Raw genomic sequence first — 20,648 nt, forward strand, 5'->3', positions numbered from 1 at the left:
GTTGTTGCCTGTTCGAATTCAGCCTAGCGATCCAGTTGGGAAATAGCACGTTGCACCAGGGCCTCGTGAATTTCCAGGCACTGGCGCGAGATTTCCTGGGCCTCTTCCGCAGCGCGGGCACGAGCGGAGACTTCAGGCTTCTTCAGTTCGTTGCCGACAATCGATTCAATCAGCGAGAACTCGCGATCAGCTGCGGTACGGAACTGCCGCAGGTGGCGAGGTTCAACGCCATGGCCCGCCAGCTGAACGGCCGATTTGGTGACCTTGATGCTGTTGGCGTCGAACAGGCCAGCAACCGGTTCGATCAAGCCGAACTTTATCAATTCGCCAACGAGCTCCTCGCTGGCACCGGTCAGCCCCTGCAGTTCAGCCAAGGACACCGAACGGGTTTTGCGCTCCACGGCCTCAGCCATGTCATCGTTGACCGCCTGTGGCGCCACCGGGGCTCCCCCAGGCAATGCTGCTGGCGCTTCACCGCGATCCACCGAGTCGAGATGGTCCTTGATGACCTTCAACGGCAGGTACTGGTCGCGCTGAACCGAAAGGATGAAACGCAAGCGGCTCACATCCGACGCGGAGTACTTTCGATATCCAGCGGAGGTACGTTGCGGGATGATCAGTCCCTTGTCTTCCAGGAAGCGGATCTTGGACGCAGTGACACGTGGGAACTCATCCTTGAGTTCCGAGAGCACCTCGCCGATATTCAGCGCGGCCTGCCGGAAGGTCTCGTGGCGTTGAGCCTCGAGACGTGGGCTGCGGGCTGCGTCAAAGATCGGCAAAGGGTCTACACCTCGGATGTATGGATATGTCGGCGTGCCAGACGCCGGCGGACAAAACCTCGAACTCTACTAGTTTAAAGGTTCGGAACGCTTTGGTAGAAATTCAGGCGGAATTTGCCGATCTGAACCTGAACACCAGTGCTCAACGGGATCTCGTCGATACGGTCGCCGTTGATGTAGGTACCATTCAGCGATCCGATGTCGCTGAGCGTGAACCTCGCGTCCGTTCGGGAGAACTTGGCATGCCGACGCGAAACGGTCACATCGTCCAGGAAGATATCCGCGTTTGGATGGCGGCCTGCGATGCTCTCGTCGGTGTCCAGCAAGAAGCGTGCGCCCTTGTTTGGTCCGGAATGGGCAATCAGCAGCGCAGAACCAGCTGGCAGGGCGTTAACTGCGTTTTTCTCATCCTCACTCAGGGTGTAGATGACCGAAGGTTCAGCACCCTTGTGCACCGCAGGAAGAGCGATATTGGTCGTCTCAGAGGCAGACTCGTTGTGCGGGTCAACCGGCCGATGTTCCGACATTATGGGGTCCTCCAGAAAATTCTGTTAACAGTTCGTGCGTGACGACCTTGAGTTCTGTGTTGGCACAGTCAGTAATACCAAACTATTTACAGATTAGCCTACTCACTGCCCAACTGATAACAGAAAAGTACATATTTTCCGCTGCAAGGGATTGCCAGTGTGGCAAGATGCCAAGAGAGACGATGATGCCTTGGCAGCCCCTGCACTTCGATCCTTTCCCACAGATGGAGGCGATGCAATGAGAATTCAGGAACTTTCAGGTGAATCATGACGAAGATACTTCTCAAACGCGCGTATACCGCGCCCAGCGTCGAGGACGGCTACAGGATCCTGGTTGACAGGCTCTGGCCGCGCGGGAAGAGCAAGGCTGCCCTTCAGCTGGATCACTGGGCCAAGGCCTTGGCACCGAGCACCGGGCTTCGCAAAGGCTGGGATCACGATGCCGACCGCTTTGGCGAATTTGCGCAGCACTATCGCGCCGAGCTAGATCAGAACCCCGCTGTCGATGGCTTTCTGGAAGTACTGGACCAGCATCCCGTGGTCACTTTGGTCTACGGAGCAAAAAATGAGCAGGCTAATCATGCTGTGGTGTTGCGTGACTATCTGCTCGATCAGCTCTCTGGTCCGTAGGCGGCACGAAGCACACGCCGTCGGCACACACCATATCCGAATCGACCACCTGCTGAAGGTCAAAGCTGAATTCCTGGCTCACCGTGACACCTTTCATCGAAGTCCTGTCCCTTGGTGGTTCAACCACGTTGCGCCGAAAAATATTCCGCACTTCCACGCGACGCCCTGCGCAGGGAAACCGATGGCACCGCGAGATACTCGCGGTGCCATCGGTGATATGTGGAGCGAGGGCGCTACTAGTTCTGCTCCAGCAGGATCGGCTCGAAGAAACGGGCCAGCTCGTTGGCCGCATCCAATGGCAGGATGCTGGCAACATACATATCCGGACGGACGATCACGATCGCGCCATCGCGGGAGATCTGGCGCTCCTCGAAGATGTCCGAGCCGTCCAATGCGGTGTAGACCTTCTCGTAATCCATCAGGCCGAACACGCCGGTGTCCGGACGGAACACCTTCGGCGCGTCATTCACGTTCATCGTGGTGTAGTCCTGCTGGTAGACCACCTTGACATCGAACAGCGCGTCGGCGTCGGCACCCTTCGGCGTGAAGCGAACCAGTGGCGAGCGCTCATTCTCCAGCAGCCAACTCGACAAGGCGGCAATTTTCTGGGACTCTCCCACCGGCTGCTGATCAGCAAAGACGTAGATGCGGTAGCGGCCGTCGGCACGATGGTGGTGGCCCAGGTGCGTTGGGTTGGCATCGGCCAAGCGCATGACTTCCGAAGAGCGGAAGCGCTTGCCCACGGGGAATCCGGCGGCCAGCTCCTGGTGCTCCTTGCCGGCGACCAGCGCAGATGCCGCGTACTCGGTCATGAAGCCGGCAGGGAATTCGGCCGTGCGTACATAGAACTCGGCAACGCCTTCTTGGCCTTCAAGCTCCTTCGCAGTAGCAGCCATGATGGAGGACCACTTCTTGTCGAAGTCGATCAGGTCCTTGGCGATCACCTTGCGCTCGTCCGAGTAGGTGCGCAGCAGGCTTTCCGGAGCTTGGCCCGAGAGCACATAGCCGATCTTCCAGGCCAGGTTGAACCCGTCCTGCATGGAGACGTTCATGCCTTGGCCGGCCTTGGCCGAGTGGGTGTGGCAGGCGTCGCCGGTAATGAACACGCGCGGCTCACGGGTACCGATCTCTTCAACCGGCACATCATCGAAGCGGTCAGCCAGCCGGTGGCCTACTTCGTAGACGCTGTGCCACGCGACGTCCTTGACCTCGAGGGTATAGGGATTCAAAATCGCCTTGGCGCGCTCGATGATTTCTTCCAGCGGAGTCTCGCGGACCTTGCCGTTATCCCCTTCCGGAACTTCACCCAGGTCGACGTAGAGGCGGAAGAGCTGCCCGCCTTCGCGCGGAATCAGCAGGATCGAACCAGCCTTGGAATGGATGGCGCACTTGGTGCGCACATCCGGGAAGTTGGTCAGGCCCAGGGTGTCCATGACGCCCCAAGCGTGATTGGCCTTGTCACCGGAGAGCTTCGCGCCGATCGAGCGGCGGACATTGCTTCTGGCCCCATCGGAACCGACCACGTACTTGGCACGCACTACACGCTCAATGCCGTCATTGCTCTCGCCGCAGCCGATCAGGGTGACCTTCACCGGGTACTCTTCGCCGTCTTCAACGACCAGTTCCTTGAAGTCCCACCCGTAGTCCGGGACGGTGCGAGCTGGGGAGTTCGCCGCGAAATCAGCGAAATAGTCGATAACGCGCGCCTGGTTGACCACGAGGTGCGGGAATTCGCTGACGCCGGTTGGATCATCGGCGGTGCGGTCGGTGCGGATGATCTGATCCGGGTTCTGCGGATCAGGGTTCCAGAAGGTGGTTTCCTTGATGATGTAGGCCTCGGCGGTGATGCGCTCGGCAAAACCGAAAGCCTGGAACGTCTCCACCGTGCGTGACTGGATCCCGTCGGCCTGGCCGATTTCCAGGCGGCCGGGCCGTCGGTCGATGATGCGGGTGTGCACATCAGGGAACTGGGAAAGCTGGGCGGCGGTGATGATGCCTGCGGGACCGGCACCGACGATCAGCACATCCATGACATCGGGCATCTCCATGGGACGGTTTATGCCCACGCCAGCCGCTGGCTGCACCCGTGGATCGGCTGAAATGTATCCGTTGTGGTGAAACTGCACCGTTTCATCCCCCAATTCCCTGTGATGACCTCAGTCAATAAATATGATGTTCGATATTAGAACTGCATGATCTTTTATCGCACACTAATCATATACAATCTGTGAGCTCAGGCACAAGTTCACGCACGCTGCGCCGGCCACCCTAAGCCGCAGATGGGCAGAAGCCCCGGCGCAATAACCTCGCGCCGGGGCCCATCACTGATGCCAGCTGCTACCGATGCTCCCACTCGGGTCCGGCATACTCCAGCATCTGCTCTTCATTAAGTTGCGAACACCCATAGGCTCCGTGCACCGCGTTGAACTTCCCGCCAATCTCCAAGTCGCGCGAGGACGAGATATCTCCGACCAGCCACGGCTTCCATTTGGTGGCCGACAGATAGGGGCGGATGATGCTGGCCGTGGCAGCGCAATCCGCGGCAAATCGCAGGATCGCCGATGGTTCCCGATCCGCTCCCTCGCGAATGATGGCCAGGACCAGGCAGCACCGGTCTTGCGCGAGGCCCTGGGCCTGGCCCAACTTCACGATTCGCGCACCGAGCTAGTGCCTTATCCGCTGATCGTGCCAGCCCCGAATTCGCCGCATGCCGGTCAGCAGCGCATCAAAATGCGTGATGTCCTGGTCGATCAGGCGGATGAGCAGTTGGGCGATGCCATGGCGCAGTCATTGGCCCATCGGGCCAGCCTGGTCGGCGAATTGCGGGCCTTGGGCGGTGCCGTAGCCCGGGTTCCGGCCCACGCCACCGCCTGGGGGTCGCGGCATCAAGAAGTGCTGGCAGCTACCTGGATCCACCCGTTGGGCATCGCCGAGCAGGACCAGTCGTTCGCTGCCCTGCAGGTTCTGGGCACCGGCGCGTACGGCGCCTACTCTTCGGACGTTCGCCGTTCGGCTGCCGAGCTCGCCTGGCCTGGGCAGACCGGAACCCGGCTGCGTGCCCTGTCCGAGAGAACTGACCCGCAGCACCTGTTTGATGGCGGACTGAACTTGAGAAGCCAGAACTCCAGCGCTACCTGATCAGCTCGACGCGTCCTGCTTCCACCCCGAGCCGATGCACCACCGAATGCTCGCGCATTTTCTGCTGCCAGCGCCGGTCGTGGCTGACCGTGACCACGGCGCCCGGATATTCCGCCAGCGCTGACTCCAGCTGCTCCACCAAGGCCGGTGAGAGATGGTTCGTCGGCTCGTCCAGGAACAGCATCTGCGCTTTGGTGCTGACCGCAATAGCCAGTTCCAGGCGGCGGCGCTGGCCTACCGAAAGCGCCATGGGGTGCCGCAGGAAATCCTGCGGCGAAAACAGGCCCAGCTGGGCCAGGGACGCACCGGCGTCCTGGACATACTGGCCGGTGGCCGCGGCGAAGGCTTCAACCAGGGTGCTGCCAGGAAAAATGCCGACTTCCTGGCGGAGCCAACCGCAGTGCAAGTTGGCAGCGCGCTCGATCTTCCCCTCGGCGCATTCCAGTTCTCCGGCGAGCATTTTGAGCAATGTGGATTTGCCAGCACCATTGGGGCCGGTGACTAGCCAGCGCTCGCCGAGCTTGATGTCGAAGCGTGGCGTGGACAGTTTCGGATCCGAGCCGCGCCGGGCGTTCATCACCTGCAGCAAGGTTTCGCCACCAGCCTGGTCCTGGGTGCTGCCGGGCATCAAGAACGACAGCTCAGCAGCCGGCTCGGGTGCCCGGTGGGTTTCGAGGTCTTCGATTCGGGATTTTGCCTGGCGGATCTTGGAGGTCGACCCATGGCTGGAATCGCGGGCCCGGAAATTTCCATGTCCAAAACTGGATTTCTCCTGCTTGCGCGGAATGGCGCTGACGCGTGAAGCATACTTATCAACCAAGTTCTGCGAACGCTCAAGCTCCTGCACCCAATTTTCGTAGGCGACGCGGATCGCGATGCGCTCCTGCTCCTTGGCATGCAGATAACCGTCATAGCCATTGCCGTAATGCGCGACCGACCCGTCGGCAACCTCAACGATGGATCGGGCAAAACGCTTGAGGAACATCCGGTCATGGCTGATCAGCACCAGCGCACCGCGATGCTTATCCAGGGTGCGCTCCAGCCAGTTCATGGCCGTCTCGTCCAGGTCGTTCGTTGGTTCATCGAGCAGGAGCAATTGCGCACCCGAACACAGGACACAGGCCAGCGACAGCCGGGATCGCTGCCCACCGGATAGTTGGAACACAAGGCGCTGGCGATCCAGATCTCCTAGGCCCAGCTGCTCCAAGGCGCTATCCAGGCGCGGAGCCAGCGAATAGCCGTCGGCCGCCTCGTACAGATCGGTAACCTGCTGCAGCTGCTTCATCAAACGTTCGGCGACAGGTTCTGGAGCATCTTCGAGCTTGGCCGAAATGACGCGCATCAAGCCTTCCAGTTCACGGAAGCGCCGATGATAGGAATCGATCACCTGTTGCACGCTCATGTTCGCAGCGAAGCTCGGGTTCTGCGCAGCGTAGGCAACGGCACCGGGCGCGTTCATCTTCCGCTGCCCGTGGTCGGGTTCGAGATTCCCTGCAATCACGCGCATCAGCGTGGATTTTCCCGAACCGTTATCGCCAAGCACTGCGATGCGGTCGGTACCGGAAATTGCAAGGTCGATGCCGGTCAGCACATCCCGTTCGCCGAAACTGACGGCGATATTTTGCAGGGAGCATACGTAGTCCGGTTCGGTTTCGGGCTCATGCTGGGAAGACGGGTGGATATTTTGGGACTGGGTCACGGGAGTTTCCTGCCTAGCACCGGTTCGCCGAGTAATCAGGGCCGGTGCGGTGCTGGTGGTTGGCGGGCACCACAAAGGTGCAATGAAGATGGCGTCAGCGGAGCGAAGCTCGACACTGGTTACCGCCTAGAGGAAATGGACTCCATGAATTAACGTTCCCACCATTCAAGGCTAAGCCCAAGCCATCACAACAGGCAAGGTTTTGCGCACTACAGCTCGATGATGCCCTCAATCAGGACGTTCGCGGCCCCGCCAACCCAAAGCTGGCCGTCGGCCAAGCCCAGATGCACATGCCCATCGCGTCCGACTTTCGCACCCTGCCGGTTGACCAGTGGCGCGGTGGCGTGCCCGGCGGCCATCAGCCATTGCGTGGCCGCTCCATTCAGGCTTCCGGTGACCGGGTCCTCACGCAGCGAGCCGTTTTCGATGGCCAGAGCTCGGACTTCGAATTTTTCCGGTGCCGACGACTGCGGCAGTGCGCCGAAGACCCCGATTTTCCAGCGTCCCGGCCTATTGGGGATCCGCGGTGCGACGTCCAAAACCTGCTGCGAGTTTTCCAGCAGCACTGCGGCCCACCCCGGCCCGTTGTCCGTCCACTGCGAATCCACAATCTGCTCGGGCTCAATGCCCAGGATCTGGATCATTTCCGTCAGTTCGTGCGGCGCAATTGCACCGGTTCGAACAGCCGGCGGCGAAGCAAAGGAAAGCGTTTCACCTTCGATCCTGATCGGCACCAAACCAGCTTCGCACTCGACGACCAGCTGCTTCGGATCCTGCGGCACTCCCCCGGCCTGCAGCCAGGCACGCGCTGTGCCCAAGGCAGGGTGGCCGGCAAATGGGAATTCGCGTTCGCGCGCAAAGATGCGGAAACGGTAGTCGGCCCGCTCATCGCTGGCCGGCAGTACGTAGGTGACCTCGGAGAGATTGGACCAGAGCGAGTAGTCCTGCATCGACTCGGTATCCAGGCCCTGCCCGTCGAGCACCACGCCTAGCGGGTTGCCCTTGTACGGGGTGGCGCCGAAGACATCGACCTGCTGGAATCTGCGTTGCATTGGACCATCTTCCGGATCTTCGCCGTGGGTGTGGAATTCTGGGGAGGCACGGCAAAACCCCGCCGAGAGAAACTCTCGACGGGGTTTTCCGATTGGATCGTCGGGCTAACAAGATTTGAACTTGCGACCTCCTCACCCCCAGTGAGGCGCGCTACCAAGCTGCGCCATAGCCCGATGCCCTCGCAGCCGTTATCCCCAAGTCGTGAGAACCAAGGGTGCCGTCTGCGAAAAGCTCCTTTATTAGCCTACACCAAGTGAAGGGCTAAATTCGAAATTTAGCGATTGCGTCCGCGGCGCTCGCGGATTCGCATCGAAACCTCGATGGGGCTTCCTTCGAAACCGAAGGTTTCGCGCAGCCGCCGGGTGATGAAGCGGCGGTAGCCTGGATCCAGGAAGCCGGTGGTGAACAGCACGAAGCGCGGCGGACGGGCCGAAGCCTGGGTGCCGAACAGGATGCGTGGCTGCTTGCCGCCGCGCACCGGGTGCGGGTGGGCTGCGACAAGTTCGCCCAGGAAGGCGTTCAGCTTGCCCGTTGGAATGCGCTTGTCCCAGGATTCCAGCGCGGTATTCAGTGCGGGAACGAGCTTGTCCTTGTGCCAGCCGGTCTTCGCCGAGATGTTCACGCGCGGTGCCCACTCGATATGGGCAAGGTCGCGCTCGATCTCCTGGTCCAGGTAGTAGCGGCGATCCTCATCCACCTCATCCCACTTGTTGTAGACGATGACCATCGCGCGGCCGGCTTCGATGGCCAGCTGGATGATGCGCACGTCCTGCTCGGAGATGGTTTCATTGGCAGCCAGCAGGATGACGGCGACTTCGGCCTTCTCCAGCGCCGTCTGGGTACGCAACGACGCGTAGTAGTCCGAGCCGACGGCCATGTGCTGGCGGCGGCGGATACCGGCGGTATCCACGAAGCGCCAGACTTCGCCGCCCAGCTCGACAAGTTCGTCCACGGGATCGCGGGTGGTGCCGGCCAGATCGTCGACAACTACGCGCTCGGAGCCGGCCACCTTGTTCAGCAGCGAGGACTTGCCCACATTCGGACGGCCGATCAGCGCAATGCGGCGCGGACCGCCCGATGGGATCATGCCGCCGAAAGCCGAATGGGCCGGCATTTTCTCCATGACAGCGTCCAGCAGGTCGGCGGTGCCGCGGCCGTGCAGGGCCGAGACTGGCCATGGCTGGCCGAATCCCAGTCCCCACAGCGCGGCGGCTTCGGCTTCCTGGTTGAAGTCGTCGACCTTGTTGGCCACTAGGAAGACCGGCTTGCCCTTCTTGCGCAGCATCTTCACCACAGCCTCGTCGGTTGCGGTCGCGCCCACGTGGGAGTCGACCACGAAGAGGATGGCGTCAGCGACGTCGGCGGCAATTTCGGCCTGGTCGGCAACCGAGGCGTGGATGCCCTTGGCATCGTGCTCCCAGCCACCGGTATCGACGATGGTGAATGGGCGTCCCACCCACTCGGCGGAATAGGACACGCGGTCGCGGGTGACGCCCGGGGTATCCTCGACTACCGCTTCGCGGCGGCCCAGGATGCGGTTGACCAAGGTGGACTTGCCGACGTTAGGTCGTCCGATAACAGCCAGGACCGGCGGAATGACAACGTCTTCATCGTCGTCATCGAAGCTATCCAGGCCTGCAAGCAGGGCGGAGTCCTCTTCGTCCAGTTCGTAGTCTTCCAGTCCGCTGAGCAGGGCCTGGGCGCGAACCGCGGCCTCTTCCTCGCTCAGTTCGGCCAGGCGCTCGGCGATATCGTCGTCTCCAACGGGGATGTATTCCTCGTCGTGGGTGGAGTTGTTCTCGCTCATGATTTTCCCTTCACAGCGATCGTAATCTTCATCGGCTCTCGCCGAGGATGGGCACCAGCTTTAGGCTAGTTTTTCGTTGCAGTGCCGACTGCGTCAAGCACTGCGTCGATGGTCTGCTCGAAATCCAGGTCCGAGGAGTCTACGGTCATGACTCCGTCGGCAGCCTGGGTGAAGTTCACCACGGTGGAGTCCTTCGCATCGCGCGCCAGCACCTGGGTAGCCAGCTGCGACTCGTTCTGCGATCCGCCCAGCTGCAGGCCGCGGCGGCGCAGGCGGGCTTCTTCCGATGCGGTCAGCAGGATGCGCGCATCGGCATCCGGGGCGACCACGGTGGTGATGTCGCGGCCTTCGGCCACGATGCGGGTGTTGGCCGCAATGATTTCCTGCTGGCGGCGGACCAGTTCGGCACGCGCGTCCAGGTTGGTGGCAACGGTGGAAACCTGCTCGGAGATGCGTGGTTCGCGGATTGCCGCGGTCACGTCTACACCGCCGATTTCAACCAGTTCAGCATCAGGATCGACCGAGATGGACAGCTTGGCATCGCGCACGGCCTGGGCAATGGCCTCGGCGTTGGACAGATCGGTGCCATCGGCGAGCACCGAGTAGGTGATCGCACGGTACATGGCGCCGGTGTCCAGGTAGGCTGCGCCCAGCTTGCGGGCGACGGCCTTGGAGACCGAGGACTTGCCGGAGCCGCTAGGGCCGTCGATGGCAATAACCAGCTTGTCGTTGTTCAAGGTGCTCACTGGGCTACCTTCCATCCGTTCTTGGTCAATACATCTATCAATTCATCGCGCCGGCCGGGCACGACCGAAACATCCACCATGCCGACCTGATGGCCCGCGGAGTGCTCCATGCGCAAATCCTCGATGTTGATCTGCGCGTCGCCGATTTCGGTCAGCAACTGGGCGATCTGCCCCGGCCGGTCATCGATCACGACGGTGACCAACGCGAACGCCTGCGGCGGTGCGCCGTGCTTGCCCGGAATCCGGGCCTTGCCGGCGTTGCCTTCGGTCATCAGCTGCGAGAGGTCCAGCAGCGCGCCGGGGCCCTGCGGGTTCTGCAGCGTGCTGATCAGCCGGTCCAGATCTTCCTTCATCCCGGTCAGGATCGGCACCAGTGCGGCGGCATTGTGCGAGAAGATCTGGATCCAGAGCTTCTCGTCGCTGGCCGCGATGCGCGTGGTGTCGCGCAGCCCGTTGCCCGCCAAGGCCAGCTGGTGGCTTTCGGCGTTCAGCAGGCGCGAGGCGATCATCGAGCTGGCCGCTTGCGGGAAGTGGCTGATCAGCGCGACGGACTCATCGTGCTCGGCCACGCTCATCCGGTACATGGTCGCACCCAGGTCGATGGCCAGGGATTCGGCGGCCTTGACCCGCGAAGCCTGCGCGCCTTCATGGGCGCAGATGACCCACGGCATGGAGGTGAACAATTCGCCACGGGCCGCGGCCGGTCCGGACTTCTCCCGGCCCGCCATCGGGTGCGTCCCCACATAGCGGGAAGTCTCGGCCTCGCCCAGCCGCTCGTCCGCCAGCACGCCGGCCAGGATCGAGCCCTTGACACTGGCGATGTCCACCACGGCCGCGTTCGGATAGGCCAGCAGCGCGTCGCCCACCAGGGCGGAGGTGACATCCGGTGGAGCACCGATCACGACCAGTTCCGGGGCGATCTGCTGGTGTTCCAGCAGCACCCCGGCGCCAATGTCCTGGGCTACTCCGGCAGCGGTCGGCGAAATATCCGACAGGTAGACGTGCACGCCCTTGGCGCGCAGGCCCAATCCCACCGAGGTGCCCAGCAAGCCGGTGCCGATGACCAGCACCGGGCCTGCAAGGTGAGAAGACGCCATGGGCTACATCCCCACCATGGCCATGAGGTGCCCGACTTCCTGGTTGCCCAGGGAGCGGATGGTGCCCTGCTTCTGGTCGCCCAGCAGCACCGGACCCACGGCAACGCGCACCAGGCGCTGGACCGGGTGGCCTACGGCGTCGAACATGCGGCGCACGATGCGGTTGCGGCCCGAGTGCAGGGTCACCTCGACCATCACGTGCTTCGGGGTGGTGGCGATGATCTTCAGGTCATCGACCTTGATCCAGCCATCTTCGAGCTTGATTCCCTCGCGCAGCTGGTTGCTTACCGCACGCGGCAGCGGGCCGGGGATCTGCACCAGGTAGGTCTTGGGGACTTCGTACTTCGGGTGCTGCAGGCGGTTGGCCAGCTCGCCGTCGTTGGTCAGGATCAAGACGCCTTCGGTCTTGTAGTCCAGGCGGCCAACGTGGAACAAGCGCAGCGAGTGGTGCTCGTTCTTGAAGTAGTCGGCGATGGTGCGGCGGCCCTCCGGGTCATCCATGGTGCACATCACGTGCTTCGGCTTGTTGAAGACGAAGTAGCGGTTTGCCTGGTTCATCTGGATGCGCATGCCATCGACGTGGATGCGGTCCTTGGCTGGATCCACGCGCGAACCCAGCTCGACGACCAGGTTGCCGTTGACCTCGACGCGGCCTTCGAGGATCATCTCCTCGCAGACGCGGCGCGAGGCCACCCCGGCGTTGGCCATGGCCTTCTGCAGGCGGATGCCGTCCTGCTGCTCGCCGTTGATCTCGCGAGCTGCCTGGCTTTCGGCACGAGCCTGGGCGCGGGCGCGCTGGGTCGGGCGCGCATAGTTGGTCGGCACGGAGTTGCCGAAGCGTTCCTTGCCGAAAGCACGCTCGGAGTTCTTGCGCGGTGCTGCGGTGTTGCGCTTGGCCGAATTCGACTTTTCCCCTGGCTTGCCCGGGGCGGACTTGCCATACGGCTTCTCGCCGAATGGCTTCTCGCCGAAGGACTTGCCACCGGTGCGGCCTGCACCGCCTGGCTTGCCGTAGGCCTTGCCGCCGGTAGTGCCGCGGCCGCCTGCTGGCTTGCCGCCGAAGTTTGAATTGTTGCCGCGATCGTTGCGGCCTGAGGATGGTCCCCTGCTCATGCTTGCCTGTGTCCCTTGCTGTTACGTGTTCGCTGCGCAAGCCCGCCAGTCTTGGGGCTTCACGCGTGGTTGGTCCGTTGTAGCTGCCGGCTGGCAGCTACCTAGTCGTCGTAGGTTGCCGAATCGAGCGATTCGAGGTCGGCCACCCCGGGAAGATACGGGGACAGCGCAGGCAACTCATCAAGCGAGCCCAGTCCCAGTCGTTCCAGGAAGTATTCGGTGGTTTGGTACAGCGTCGCTCCGCCATCCCCAACTTCCGGATACTCCGTGATCAATCCGCGGGTGAGCAGCGTGCGCACCACTGAATCGACGTTGACACCTCGAATCGCCGAAATACGTCCACGCGAGACCGGCTGTCGGTAAGCGATGACAGCCAGGGTTTCTAGGGCGGCCTGTGACAGGCGTGCTGTCTGCCCGTCGAGCACATAACTGGAGACGAAATCGGCGTAATCGGCCCGCGAATAGAAGCGCCACCCGGAGGCGACGCGACGCAGTTCAAATCCGCGCGGGCGATCCTTACTATCATACTCGGTAGCAAGGGTCTCCAAAGCGGCGGCAACCCTGGCGGTGGGGACTTCGAAGATTTCGGCCAAACGCGCCGAAGATACGGGGATATCGGCGACCATCAGCACCGCTTCAAGGCCCGATTCCAGGCCTCCTGGCAGCTGGTCAATGGGTGCAATCTCACTCATGATCCACCTCACCACCACTCCCCTCGTAGTCGTCTTGCACGGCCTGCGCATCGAAACTGGACTCCTGGACCAGCGAGATCAGCAGCGGGCCGAGCGGATCTTCCTGCGCAAAGCTAATGGCTTTCTGCCTGAACATCTCCAACAATGCCAGAAAACGCACGACCACCACCAGCTGCGCATCCGCGTCTGCCACCAGCTCGGTGAATGCCAGCGTGCCGCGGGCTTCGAGCAGGGCGGTGATCGCATCGGCTTCCTCGGCAATGGTGACGTTCGCCCCGTGCAGGTGCCCGATGCCGACCTCTGTTTCCGGTTCCGGCTTCGGCGCCAGCGCCTTGGCCGCCATCGCGGCCAAGGCGTCGGGCCCGATGCTGAACACCAGTTCCGGCAGCAGGGCAGCGAACTGCGGTTCCAGCGAGACTTCGCGGGGATGGCGCGCTCCCTCGATTCCGTAGCGTTCGCCCAAGAACTCGGCGGCCTGCTTGAAGGCCTTGTACTGCAGCAGCCGCGCGAAAAGCAGGTCGCGGGCTTCGAGCAGCTCGAAGTCCTCCTCATCGGCCATTTCGCCGCGCGGCAGCAAGCGGGCCGCCTTCAAATCCAGCAGCGTGGAGGCGACCACGAGGAATTCGGTGGTTTCATCGAGCACCTTCATCCCGTCGCTCCCCTCGGCGGCACTGGTGGCTTGCAGCTCGCGCAGGTAGGCGATGAATTCGTCGGTGACCTCTGCCAACGCGACCTCGGTAATATCCAGCTCGCGTTTGGTAATCAGGTGCAGCAGCACATCGAAGGGCCCGTTGAAATTCTGCAGGGCAAGGCGAAAACCGCCAGCCGATTCCTGCTCAGCTCCTGCTGGCGTGGTGGAATCGGTGGCGGCTTCTTCGCTGAGCGTGGCGCTCATTACGGGGCACCACCACGCCAAATCAGTTCGCGGGCGAGGTTGCGGTAGGCCTCAGCGCCCGGGTGGTTGGCGGCGTAGGAAGTAATCGGTTCGGCGGCCACGTTCGCGTCGGCGAACTTGATGGTGCGCTTGATGACGGTCTCGAAGAGCTTGTCGCCGAAGGCCTCATCCAGCCGGGTGATGACCTCGCGGCTGTGCAGGGTGCGGGCGTCGTACATGGTGGCCACCACGCCGTCCAACTCCAGCACCTGGTTCAGCCGGTCCTTGACCTTGTCGATGGTTTCCATCAGCAATGCCACCGCACGCAGCGCAAAGAACTCTGCGGTCAGCGGGATGATCACGCCATGGGCGGCGGTGAGCGCGTTGATGGTCAGCAGGCCCAGCGATGGCTGGCAGTCGATGAGCACCACATCGTAGTCGTCGATGACATTGCGCAGCGCACGTTCCAACACCTGCTCGCGGGCGACCTCGTTGACCAGCTGCACCTCGGCTGCGGACAAATCGATGTTGGCTGGCAGCAGATCGATGTTCTCGACGTCGGTCTTCACGATGGCGTCGGTGATCTTCACCTTGCGGTCCATCAGCACGTTGTAGACGGTGATGTCCATTTCATGCGGGTTGGTTCCGAAGCCGGCAGACAGCGCGCCCTGCGGGTCGAAGTCCACCAGCAGCACCTTGCGGCCGTACTCGGCGAGCGCGGCGGCGAGATTGATGGTGGAGGTGGTCTTGCCAACGCCGCCCTTCTGGTTCACCATGGCGATCACGCGTGCCGGGCCGTGCGATGGCAACGGTGCTGGCACGGGGAAATCTGTCAATGGCTTGCCAGTAGGACCCACTGGGCGAGGCTCCTTGAGCATCCCCGCTCCGCGGTGCTTGTTTCCCTGTTCCTCGCTCACGATGGGTAAACCACACTTCCCGTTCGATAAACCTGATTCTTCGAGCTGTAAGCTCTTTTCAAGGTTATCGGTCGAAGCAAAAGATCTTGGTTTTTTGGGTTCTTCCACGGCGAGCCTTTACCTTGAACCTTAGCTCTAATGTTGTATGCGAGCTGAACGCAATCTGGCATTTACGGGAAGGGCGCGATGCGCACCATTGAAAAGCTCGCCAGCTGGGTGGAAGCCGAGCCAGGCAGCAAGCAGGCAAGGGTCCGTGTGCTCCTCCAGGCCCAACTGGACGACGGGCTATTCATCGTGGTGCTCGACGACCGCGGATGGTCCAGCAGCGAAGAATGGGCGCAGGTGACGCCGGCCGGAATCCGCGAAACCGCGTTGGTTGTGGTGGGCCCGGATGAACCGGCACCGGGGTGGACACGGGCCGAGGAGCTGCATGCTTATTGGCAGTACATCCAGTCGATTCTCGCTGCGCAACAGCTGCACGCGTCGATCGACGAGCTGATGGCTCTGGATCATGAGGTCCAGTTCGGCCCGCGCCTGCAGTGCCTGCTCACCGCGGCCGGCCACTGACCTGTGTGCTTCTGGGCCGAAAACCGGAATCATCATGAGCCAGGATTCCCGCGCCATGCACCGCTTGGACGGTACGCGACCTGCTCGACCACCCCTGCGATCTGGCCCAATCCACCGGCCAGGCACTGGAGGGTGATCCTGCCGTGGAGTCCCCGGCTGGGCAGCGCCCTGGTGCCCAGCCCGATCATCCGCTGGCTATTGGGATAAGTTCTTGATCCTGGCGCATTCCGGTGGTCGAATGGTTCCACACGCGCCGGCATCCGGCGGCATAAGGGGCGAGGCAGATGTTCACGGGAATGCTCAGCATTTGCACGGTATCGAATTTGGCCCGAGCCGAGCACTGGTACGCGCGGCTCTTCAACCGGGCGCCGGACCAGCGGCCCATGGACGGGCTGCTCGAATGGCATCTGGCCCCGGGATTCGGAGTCCAGGTCTTCGCGGAGCCCGACCGTGCCGGATACAGCACGCTGGTCCTGGAAGTGGCCGACCTCGACGCGCAGGCCGCGCGCCTGCTGGATGCGGGCATCGGGCATCACGGCCCGCAGCCCGGCGGCGGAGCACGGATCGTGCAGCTGCAGGATCCCGACGGCAACCGGGTGGTGCTCGCTTCGCCCTTGCCCGGCCTCTCGCGCTGAGCCGGGCATCAGGCTCTCAGGCTTGCTCGGCCAACCAGTCGAAAGACAACGGCAGCAGCTCGCGAATGCCGATGCTGCGCGCCCCGTGCGGGGTATCGACGATGACCCGCAGCCACGGATAGCTATCAGCCATCACCTGGCGGCAGCGCCCGCACGGGCTTTTGATGCCGCGCCCCTGGTTGCCCACCGCCACCACCACCTGCGGATCCCTTGCCCCGGCCGCACGGGCCGCACCGAAGGCCACCAGCTCTGCACACGGGCCTCCGGTGAAGTGGTAGAAATTCACGCCCGCGTGCATGGCGCCGTCGGCAGCCAGCACCGCGGCACCCATGGTGTGCACCCCGTCGCCGCCATCGGGCGCGTCGGTTGCTGCCTCAATGGTCCGCCGGGCGAGTTCGACCAGTTCTTCCTCGGCGTCTGCCAGTGCACGATACTGCTGCCGGTGCGGTGTCCCGTTCATTGCTCCAGCCTAGCTGCCCAGTTCCGCAAGCCACGGGTCCCAAGCCTGGCTGGCCATCCCCGCCAACAGGTCGTAGCCTGCTGCGCGCGGGTGCGCTCCATCATCGGCGGCCACTTGGCGGCGCCACAGCTCATGTCCCGCGAGATCCCCGAACACGCTTAGATAAGGCACATTCCTCGATGCGCACCGTGCCCGCATTTGCGCATCCAGCTCGCGCAGTTCCGCGTTCAATGCATCATCGGCGATCGGCGGCGGACCGATCATGAGAACCGGCCAATTGCGTTCCTTTGCCGCATCCAGGATGGCCTCGAGGTTCTGGATCCGTTCTCCGGCGGCCACCCGCGGCTTCGCGTCCCAGCGGATCACGTCGTTGACCCCGAAGCAGAGCACCACGCCTGGCGCGTAATCCCCTGGCGGAAAGCGTGCGGCGCATTCAGCTTCGAATCGCTGCCGGATCATGGCGCTGGTATCGCCGCGAACACCGAGGTTGTAGCCGGTGAGCCCATGGCCCCGTTCGATTCCCCGGGCGACCAGCCGCCCCGCCCATCCGCGATGGGTTTCATCGCCGACTCCTGCGACGAAGGAATCGCCGACAAAGCACACTCGTACCGCTGAACCCATGATGCCTTTCCGCCTGCTGGCTGCTGCGCCCGGCTGGGCCCTATCTTGCCAAAGGCGCCCAGACGCAGAAAATCCGTTACCCGAACGTGTCGGATAACGGATTTCCAGCAAGGTCCTAGTGGCCTTCGACGCTGCTCTCGTCGAATGGAAGGCTGCCCGCTAGTACGGCCTTGGCCTGGTCCATGTCGATCTCCCTGGTCCACTTGCCGATCAGCAAGGTTGCCACGGCGTTGCCGGTGAAGTTGGTCAGCGCGCGGGCCTCGGACATGAACTTGTCGATGCCCACGATCACGCCCATGCCGTCCAGCAGTTCCGGGCGGTGCGACTGCAGGCCGGCTGCCAGGGTGGCCAGGCCCGCGCCGGTCACGCCGGCTGCGCCCTTGGAAGCGATGATCATGAAGACCAGCAGGCCGATCTGCTCGCTCAGGCTCATGGGCATGCCCATGGCCGTTGAGACGAAGAGTGCCGCCATGGTCAGGTAGATGGCGGTGCCATCGAGGTTGAAGGAGTAGCCGGTAGGCACGGTGATGCCCACGACGGGCTTGGACACCCCTGCGTGCTCCATCTTGGCGATCAGGCGCGGCAGTGCCGACTCGGAGGATGAGGTTGAGAAGATCAGCAGGTATTCGCGAGCCAGGTACTTCAGCAGCAGGAAGATGTTCAGGCCGGTGACCAGGCGCAACAGGGAACCGAGGACGACGACGATGAAGAGCGCGCAGGTGACGTAGAAGGCACCCATGAGGATCGCCATCGAGCCTATGGCGGCCCAGCCGGTAGCGCCGACCACTGCGGCAATGGCACCGAAGGCACCGATCGGGGCAGCCCACATGATCATCATCATCAGGCGGAAGACCACCGCCTGGATGTGCTTGACTGCGTTGAGCACAGGCTCGCCGGACTTGCCCATGGACTGCAGCGCGAAGCCGACTAGCAGGGCCAGCACCAGGGTCGGCAGCACGGGGATGTCGCCCGGAATCATTTCCAGCAGGAAGGCCACGGTGGAGTTCTCCCCGCCGCCGGATCCCGACTCGTACGGCTCGAGCTTCAGCCCCGAACCCGGGTGGATGATGTTGCCGACGACCAGGCCGATGGCCAGCGCAAAGGTGGACATGGTGATGAAGTACAGCAGCGCCAGGCCGCCGACCTTGCCGACGGTTGCCGCCTTGGCAATGGAACCAACGCCCAGGACGATGGTGCAGAAGATGACTGGACCGATCAGCATCTTGATCAGTGCGACGAATCCGGTGCCCAGGGGCTTGAGGGCCTTGCCCACCTCCGGGGCCAGCAGGCCGACCGCTGCGCCGAGCACCACGGCGGCAATCACCATGATGTACAGCCAGTGGGTCTTGTCTTTCTTCTTCGTTCCGGCCTGCGGCGAATTGCCTGCCGGCGGCATCTGGTCTGTGACAGCCATGGTAGTCCTACCCTTGTGAGCGCATGGAACCGAACCGTGCACCCTTGCACAGCCGGCATTACGTAGAATCGTTCTGTATCCATGGTGCGGCTCGAAGTGATCCGCATCTCCATTGCGTTCATATTGGTCACGCGGTGAACAGTACAAGGACCAGGCAGCACAAGGAGATGAGCGCAGTGACCGATCATTTCACCGACCTGTCGCTGGCCCGCCCCACCCGCGAGGCCGCCTCCCCCGCACCGCTCAGCCGCGACGGCTGGTCCCTGGCGGTAGTCATCTTCGCCGCCCAGATGCTGGTGGTCATCTTCGTCGTCGTGGGCCTGGCGGTCGCCACCTACCAGCACCAGGCGCAGGTGATCCAGGATGACAAGCAGGCCACGGTGGCCACGATTTCCATCACCCTGGCCAACGATCCTTTCGTGTCCCAGGCCCTGGCCGGCGATCACCCCACCGAGCAGCTGCAGCCCTACACCGACAAGATCCTGGCCCGCGGGCAAGGCGTGGATTTCATTACGATCATGACCCCCGATGCCCTGCGCGTCACCCACCCCGACCCCGAGCAGCTGGGCAAGGGATATTCGGGCAGCATCAACCAGGCGCTGGCCGGCCAGACCCACAACGAGGTGGCCGCGGGCACCTTGGGCCTTTCGGTGCGCACCATCGCCCCGGTCTACCACGACGGCGAGCTGGTGGGGATGGTCTCTTCGGGCATCACGCTGGAGAGCCTGGAGTCGATCTACCGCAGCGAACTTCCGCAGATCATGACCGTTTCGGCGCTGGCCCTGCTGCTGGCGGGTTTCAGCTCATGGTCCTTCTCCCGCTACGTCAACCAGGCCACGCTCGGCTTCGGCCCGCACGGGCTGCGCCGGCTCTACGCCTTCTACTTCTCGGCCCTGCACTCGGTTCGCGAGGGCCTGGTCCTGCTGGACCGGCGGCACCGCATCGTGCTCTACAACCAGGAAGCTTCCAGATTGCTCGGCTTCCCCGAGGAGGTGCCTTCCGGCGGATTGGACCTCGACCAGGTGCAGATCCCCGAAACCCTGCGCACCCTGATGGCGACCGGACGCAGCTGCAAGGACGAAATCCATTTGGGCACCCACACCGTGCTGTCCATTTCCCAGGGCCCGGCCCGCCTGACCAACGCGCGGTTGCCCCGCCGCGGCGGGCTGCCGGCCCGCTGGTTCGGTTCCCAGCCGGTGACCGGCCAGGTCATGACGCTGCGCGATTTGACCGAAGTGCAGGAACTGGCCGGCGAAGTGCAATCGCTGAAGACCTTCTCCACCGCCCTGCGAGCGCAAACCCATGAGCATGCCAACCGCCTGCACACCATTGCCACGCTGATCGAAAATGGCCAGAGCGACAAGGCGCTGGCCTTCGCGGTCGATGACCGCCAGCATTCGCAGAAGCTCACCGATGCGATCGTGCATTCCATCGACGACGTCTATCTTTCCAGCCTGCTGGTGGCCAAGGCCGCCCAAGCCCATGAGCGCGGCGTGAAGCTCGATATCAACGCGCAGGGCATGATTCCGGGCAATGCCTTTGCCGCCACCGACATCGTCACCATCGTCGGCAACCTGCTGGATAACGCGCTGGATGCTTCGGCGGGCACCCAGGACGCGACGGTGTGGGTGGAAGTGGCCGCGGCCGATGACGAGCTGATCATCGCGGTGGCCGATTCCGGTCCGGGCATCGAACCCGAGTTCCTCGATCAGCTGCTGCGCTTCGGGGCCAGCACCAAGGCCGGCGGCCAGCCGCGCGGCCTGGGGCTGGCACTGGTGCAGCAGGCGGTGCTGCGGCTAGGTGGCACAATGGGTGTTGATAACGATGCCGGCGCAATCTTCACCGTCACCTTGCCCTTGAGAATCAGCGACTAGCCCAG

21 protein-coding genes and 1 tRNA gene are annotated in these 20,648 nt (G+C 62.9%); 5 read left to right on the forward strand and 17 right to left on the reverse strand.

Annotation, left to right across the window (positions count from 1 at the left end; all coding sequences use genetic code 11):
- Nucleotides 1-23 precede the first annotated feature (23 nt).
- Complete coding sequence (locus ACFVHU_RS16595) at nt 24-779, reverse strand: MerR family transcriptional regulator (protein WP_286134412.1); 756 nt, start codon at nt 777-779, stop codon at nt 24-26.
- Nucleotides 780-853: 74 nt separating this feature from the next.
- The gene (locus tag ACFVHU_RS16600; protein ID WP_105659058.1) at nt 854-1,306 is read right to left on the reverse strand and encodes an FHA domain-containing protein; all 453 of its coding nucleotides are present in this window, start codon (nt 1,304-1,306) and stop codon (nt 854-856) included.
- Between the two features lie 267 nt (nt 1,307-1,573).
- Here ACFVHU_RS16600 and ACFVHU_RS16605 point away from each other — a divergent pair, with 267 nt between their 5' ends.
- A complete protein-coding gene (locus tag ACFVHU_RS16605) occupies nt 1,574-1,936 on the forward strand; it encodes a DUF488 domain-containing protein (RefSeq protein ID WP_133834491.1) in 363 nt (120 codons plus the stop codon).
- 236 nt (nt 1,937-2,172) lie between these two features.
- Here the strand turns inward: ACFVHU_RS16605 and ACFVHU_RS16610 are convergent, their stop codons facing one another.
- Both ACFVHU_RS16610 and ACFVHU_RS16615 read right to left on the reverse strand, forming a co-directional pair.
- Nucleotides 2,173-4,062: an FAD-binding monooxygenase gene (locus ACFVHU_RS16610; RefSeq protein ID WP_105662555.1), complete on the reverse strand. Its 1,890-nt coding sequence runs from the start codon at nt 4,060-4,062 to the stop codon at nt 2,173-2,175.
- A 211-nt stretch (nt 4,063-4,273) separates the two neighbouring features.
- Nucleotides 4,274-4,585: a hypothetical protein gene (locus ACFVHU_RS16615; protein ID WP_388025394.1), complete on the reverse strand. Its 312-nt coding sequence runs from the start codon at nt 4,583-4,585 to the stop codon at nt 4,274-4,276.
- An 18-nt stretch (nt 4,586-4,603) separates the two neighbouring features.
- On the opposite strand from ACFVHU_RS16615, the gene ACFVHU_RS16620 reads away from it, so the two are divergent.
- On the forward strand, nt 4,604-5,074 hold the full coding sequence (locus ACFVHU_RS16620; protein WP_388025396.1) for a hypothetical protein: 471 nt from the start codon (nt 4,604-4,606) through the stop codon (nt 5,072-5,074).
- Here ACFVHU_RS16620 and abc-f read toward each other — a convergent pair.
- The 10 genes from abc-f to ACFVHU_RS16670 all read right to left on the reverse strand — a co-directional run bounded on the left by abc-f (nt 5,067) and on the right by ACFVHU_RS16670 (nt 15,072).
- Nucleotides 5,067-6,773 (reverse strand): ribosomal protection-like ABC-F family protein, encoded by a 1,707-nt coding sequence (gene abc-f, locus ACFVHU_RS16625; protein WP_388025397.1) that lies wholly within the window; start codon nt 6,771-6,773, stop codon nt 5,067-5,069. The genes ACFVHU_RS16620 and abc-f overlap by 8 nt on opposite strands.
- A gap of 209 nt (nt 6,774-6,982) precedes the next feature.
- Nucleotides 6,983-7,825 (reverse strand): PhzF family phenazine biosynthesis protein, encoded by an 843-nt coding sequence (locus ACFVHU_RS16630; RefSeq protein WP_388025399.1) that lies wholly within the window; start codon nt 7,823-7,825, stop codon nt 6,983-6,985.
- A 100-nt stretch (nt 7,826-7,925) separates the two neighbouring features.
- Nucleotides 7,926-7,999, reverse strand: a tRNA-Pro gene (locus ACFVHU_RS16635).
- Nucleotides 8,000-8,100: 101 nt separating this feature from the next.
- A complete protein-coding gene (der, locus tag ACFVHU_RS16640) occupies nt 8,101-9,633 on the reverse strand; it encodes a ribosome biogenesis GTPase Der (RefSeq protein WP_105659051.1) in 1,533 nt (510 codons plus the stop codon).
- A 65-nt stretch (nt 9,634-9,698) separates the two neighbouring features.
- Entirely contained in the window at nt 9,699-10,394 is a 696-nt protein-coding gene (cmk, locus tag ACFVHU_RS16645) for a (d)CMP kinase (RefSeq protein ID WP_105659050.1), read from the reverse strand.
- Nucleotides 10,376-11,476 carry a prephenate dehydrogenase gene (locus ACFVHU_RS16650; protein WP_133834497.1) on the reverse strand — a complete coding sequence of 367 codons (1,101 nt, stop codon included), beginning with the start codon at nt 11,474-11,476 and terminating at the stop codon, nt 10,376-10,378. Before ACFVHU_RS16650 ends, cmk begins: the two co-directional genes overlap by 19 nt.
- A gap of 3 nt (nt 11,477-11,479) precedes the next feature.
- Nucleotides 11,480-12,589: a pseudouridine synthase gene (locus tag ACFVHU_RS16655; RefSeq protein ID WP_388025401.1), complete on the reverse strand. Its 1,110-nt coding sequence runs from the start codon at nt 12,587-12,589 to the stop codon at nt 11,480-11,482.
- A gap of 101 nt (nt 12,590-12,690) precedes the next feature.
- Nucleotides 12,691-13,281, reverse strand: coding sequence for an SMC-Scp complex subunit ScpB (scpB, locus tag ACFVHU_RS16660; RefSeq protein ID WP_105659047.1), 591 nt, complete (start codon nt 13,279-13,281; stop codon nt 12,691-12,693).
- A complete protein-coding gene (locus ACFVHU_RS16665) occupies nt 13,274-14,176 on the reverse strand; it encodes a ScpA family protein (protein ID WP_332498103.1) in 903 nt (300 codons plus the stop codon). Before ACFVHU_RS16665 ends, scpB begins: the two co-directional genes overlap by 8 nt.
- Nucleotides 14,176-15,072, reverse strand: a complete 897-nt coding sequence (locus ACFVHU_RS16670) for a ParA family protein (RefSeq protein ID WP_013348536.1) — start codon at nt 15,070-15,072, stop codon at nt 14,176-14,178. Before ACFVHU_RS16670 ends, ACFVHU_RS16665 begins: the two co-directional genes overlap by 1 nt.
- Before the next feature lie 186 nt (nt 15,073-15,258).
- On the opposite strand from ACFVHU_RS16670, the gene ACFVHU_RS16675 reads away from it, so the two are divergent.
- A complete protein-coding gene (locus ACFVHU_RS16675; protein ID WP_388025404.1) occupies nt 15,259-15,639 on the forward strand; it encodes a hypothetical protein in 381 nt (126 codons plus the stop codon).
- A gap of 284 nt (nt 15,640-15,923) precedes the next feature.
- Nucleotides 15,924-16,274 (forward strand): VOC family protein, encoded by a 351-nt coding sequence (locus tag ACFVHU_RS16680; protein WP_388025406.1) that lies wholly within the window; start codon nt 15,924-15,926, stop codon nt 16,272-16,274.
- A gap of 16 nt (nt 16,275-16,290) precedes the next feature.
- Here ACFVHU_RS16680 and ACFVHU_RS16685 read toward each other — a convergent pair whose 3' ends face one another.
- The 3 genes from ACFVHU_RS16685 to ACFVHU_RS16695 form a co-directional block, all read right to left on the reverse strand.
- Nucleotides 16,291-16,734, reverse strand: a complete 444-nt coding sequence (locus ACFVHU_RS16685) for a cytidine deaminase (RefSeq protein WP_332595002.1) — start codon at nt 16,732-16,734, stop codon at nt 16,291-16,293.
- A 9-nt stretch (nt 16,735-16,743) separates the two neighbouring features.
- A complete protein-coding gene (locus ACFVHU_RS16690; RefSeq protein WP_332498100.1) occupies nt 16,744-17,355 on the reverse strand; it encodes a GDSL-type esterase/lipase family protein in 612 nt (203 codons plus the stop codon).
- Between the two features lie 115 nt (nt 17,356-17,470).
- Nucleotides 17,471-18,769, reverse strand: a complete 1,299-nt coding sequence (locus ACFVHU_RS16695) for a cation:dicarboxylate symporter family transporter (RefSeq protein ID WP_105659041.1) — start codon at nt 18,767-18,769, stop codon at nt 17,471-17,473.
- Between the two features lie 167 nt (nt 18,770-18,936).
- Here ACFVHU_RS16695 and ACFVHU_RS16700 point away from each other — a divergent pair, with 167 nt between their 5' ends.
- Nucleotides 18,937-20,643 carry an ATP-binding protein gene (locus ACFVHU_RS16700; protein ID WP_388025409.1) on the forward strand — a complete coding sequence of 569 codons (1,707 nt, stop codon included), beginning with the start codon at nt 18,937-18,939 and terminating at the stop codon, nt 20,641-20,643.
- Nucleotides 20,644-20,648: the final 5 nt, after the last annotated feature.

Origin of the sequence: Glutamicibacter sp. NPDC127525, from assembly GCF_042672105.1 — a bacterium.
In the GTDB taxonomy this organism is placed as follows: domain Bacteria; phylum Actinomycetota; class Actinomycetes; order Actinomycetales; family Micrococcaceae; genus Glutamicibacter.

Bases quoted from the DNA above. Each gene is read 5' to 3' on its own strand.
- ACFVHU_RS16600 (WP_105659058.1), bottom strand. From the start codon at position 1,306: ATGTCGGAACATCGGCCGGTTGACCCGCACAACGAGTCTGCCTCTGAG.
- ACFVHU_RS16605 (WP_133834491.1), top strand. From the start codon at position 1,574: ATGACGAAGATACTTCTCAAACGCGCGTATACCGCGCCCAGCGTCGAG.
- ACFVHU_RS16630 (WP_388025399.1), bottom strand. From the start codon at position 7,825: ATGCAACGCAGATTCCAGCAGGTCGATGTCTTCGGCGCCACCCCGTAC.
- der (WP_105659051.1), bottom strand. From the start codon at position 9,633: ATGAGCGAGAACAACTCCACCCACGACGAGGAATACATCCCCGTTGGA.
- cmk (WP_105659050.1), bottom strand. From the start codon at position 10,394: ATGGAAGGTAGCCCAGTGAGCACCTTGAACAACGACAAGCTGGTTATT.
- ACFVHU_RS16650 (WP_133834497.1), bottom strand. From the start codon at position 11,476: ATGGCGTCTTCTCACCTTGCAGGCCCGGTGCTGGTCATCGGCACCGGC.
- ACFVHU_RS16655 (WP_388025401.1), bottom strand. From the start codon at position 12,589: ATGAGCAGGGGACCATCCTCAGGCCGCAACGATCGCGGCAACAATTCA.
- scpB (WP_105659047.1), bottom strand. From the start codon at position 13,281: ATGAGTGAGATTGCACCCATTGACCAGCTGCCAGGAGGCCTGGAATCG.
- ACFVHU_RS16665 (WP_332498103.1), bottom strand. From the start codon at position 14,176: ATGAGCGCCACGCTCAGCGAAGAAGCCGCCACCGATTCCACCACGCCA.
- ACFVHU_RS16675 (WP_388025404.1), top strand. From the start codon at position 15,259: ATGCGCACCATTGAAAAGCTCGCCAGCTGGGTGGAAGCCGAGCCAGGC.
- ACFVHU_RS16680 (WP_388025406.1), top strand. From the start codon at position 15,924: ATGTTCACGGGAATGCTCAGCATTTGCACGGTATCGAATTTGGCCCGA.
- ACFVHU_RS16685 (WP_332595002.1), bottom strand. From the start codon at position 16,734: ATGAACGGGACACCGCACCGGCAGCAGTATCGTGCACTGGCAGACGCC.
- ACFVHU_RS16690 (WP_332498100.1), bottom strand. From the start codon at position 17,355: ATGGGTTCAGCGGTACGAGTGTGCTTTGTCGGCGATTCCTTCGTCGCA.
- ACFVHU_RS16695 (WP_105659041.1), bottom strand. From the start codon at position 18,769: ATGGCTGTCACAGACCAGATGCCGCCGGCAGGCAATTCGCCGCAGGCC.
- ACFVHU_RS16700 (WP_388025409.1), top strand. From the start codon at position 18,937: ATGAGCGCAGTGACCGATCATTTCACCGACCTGTCGCTGGCCCGCCCC.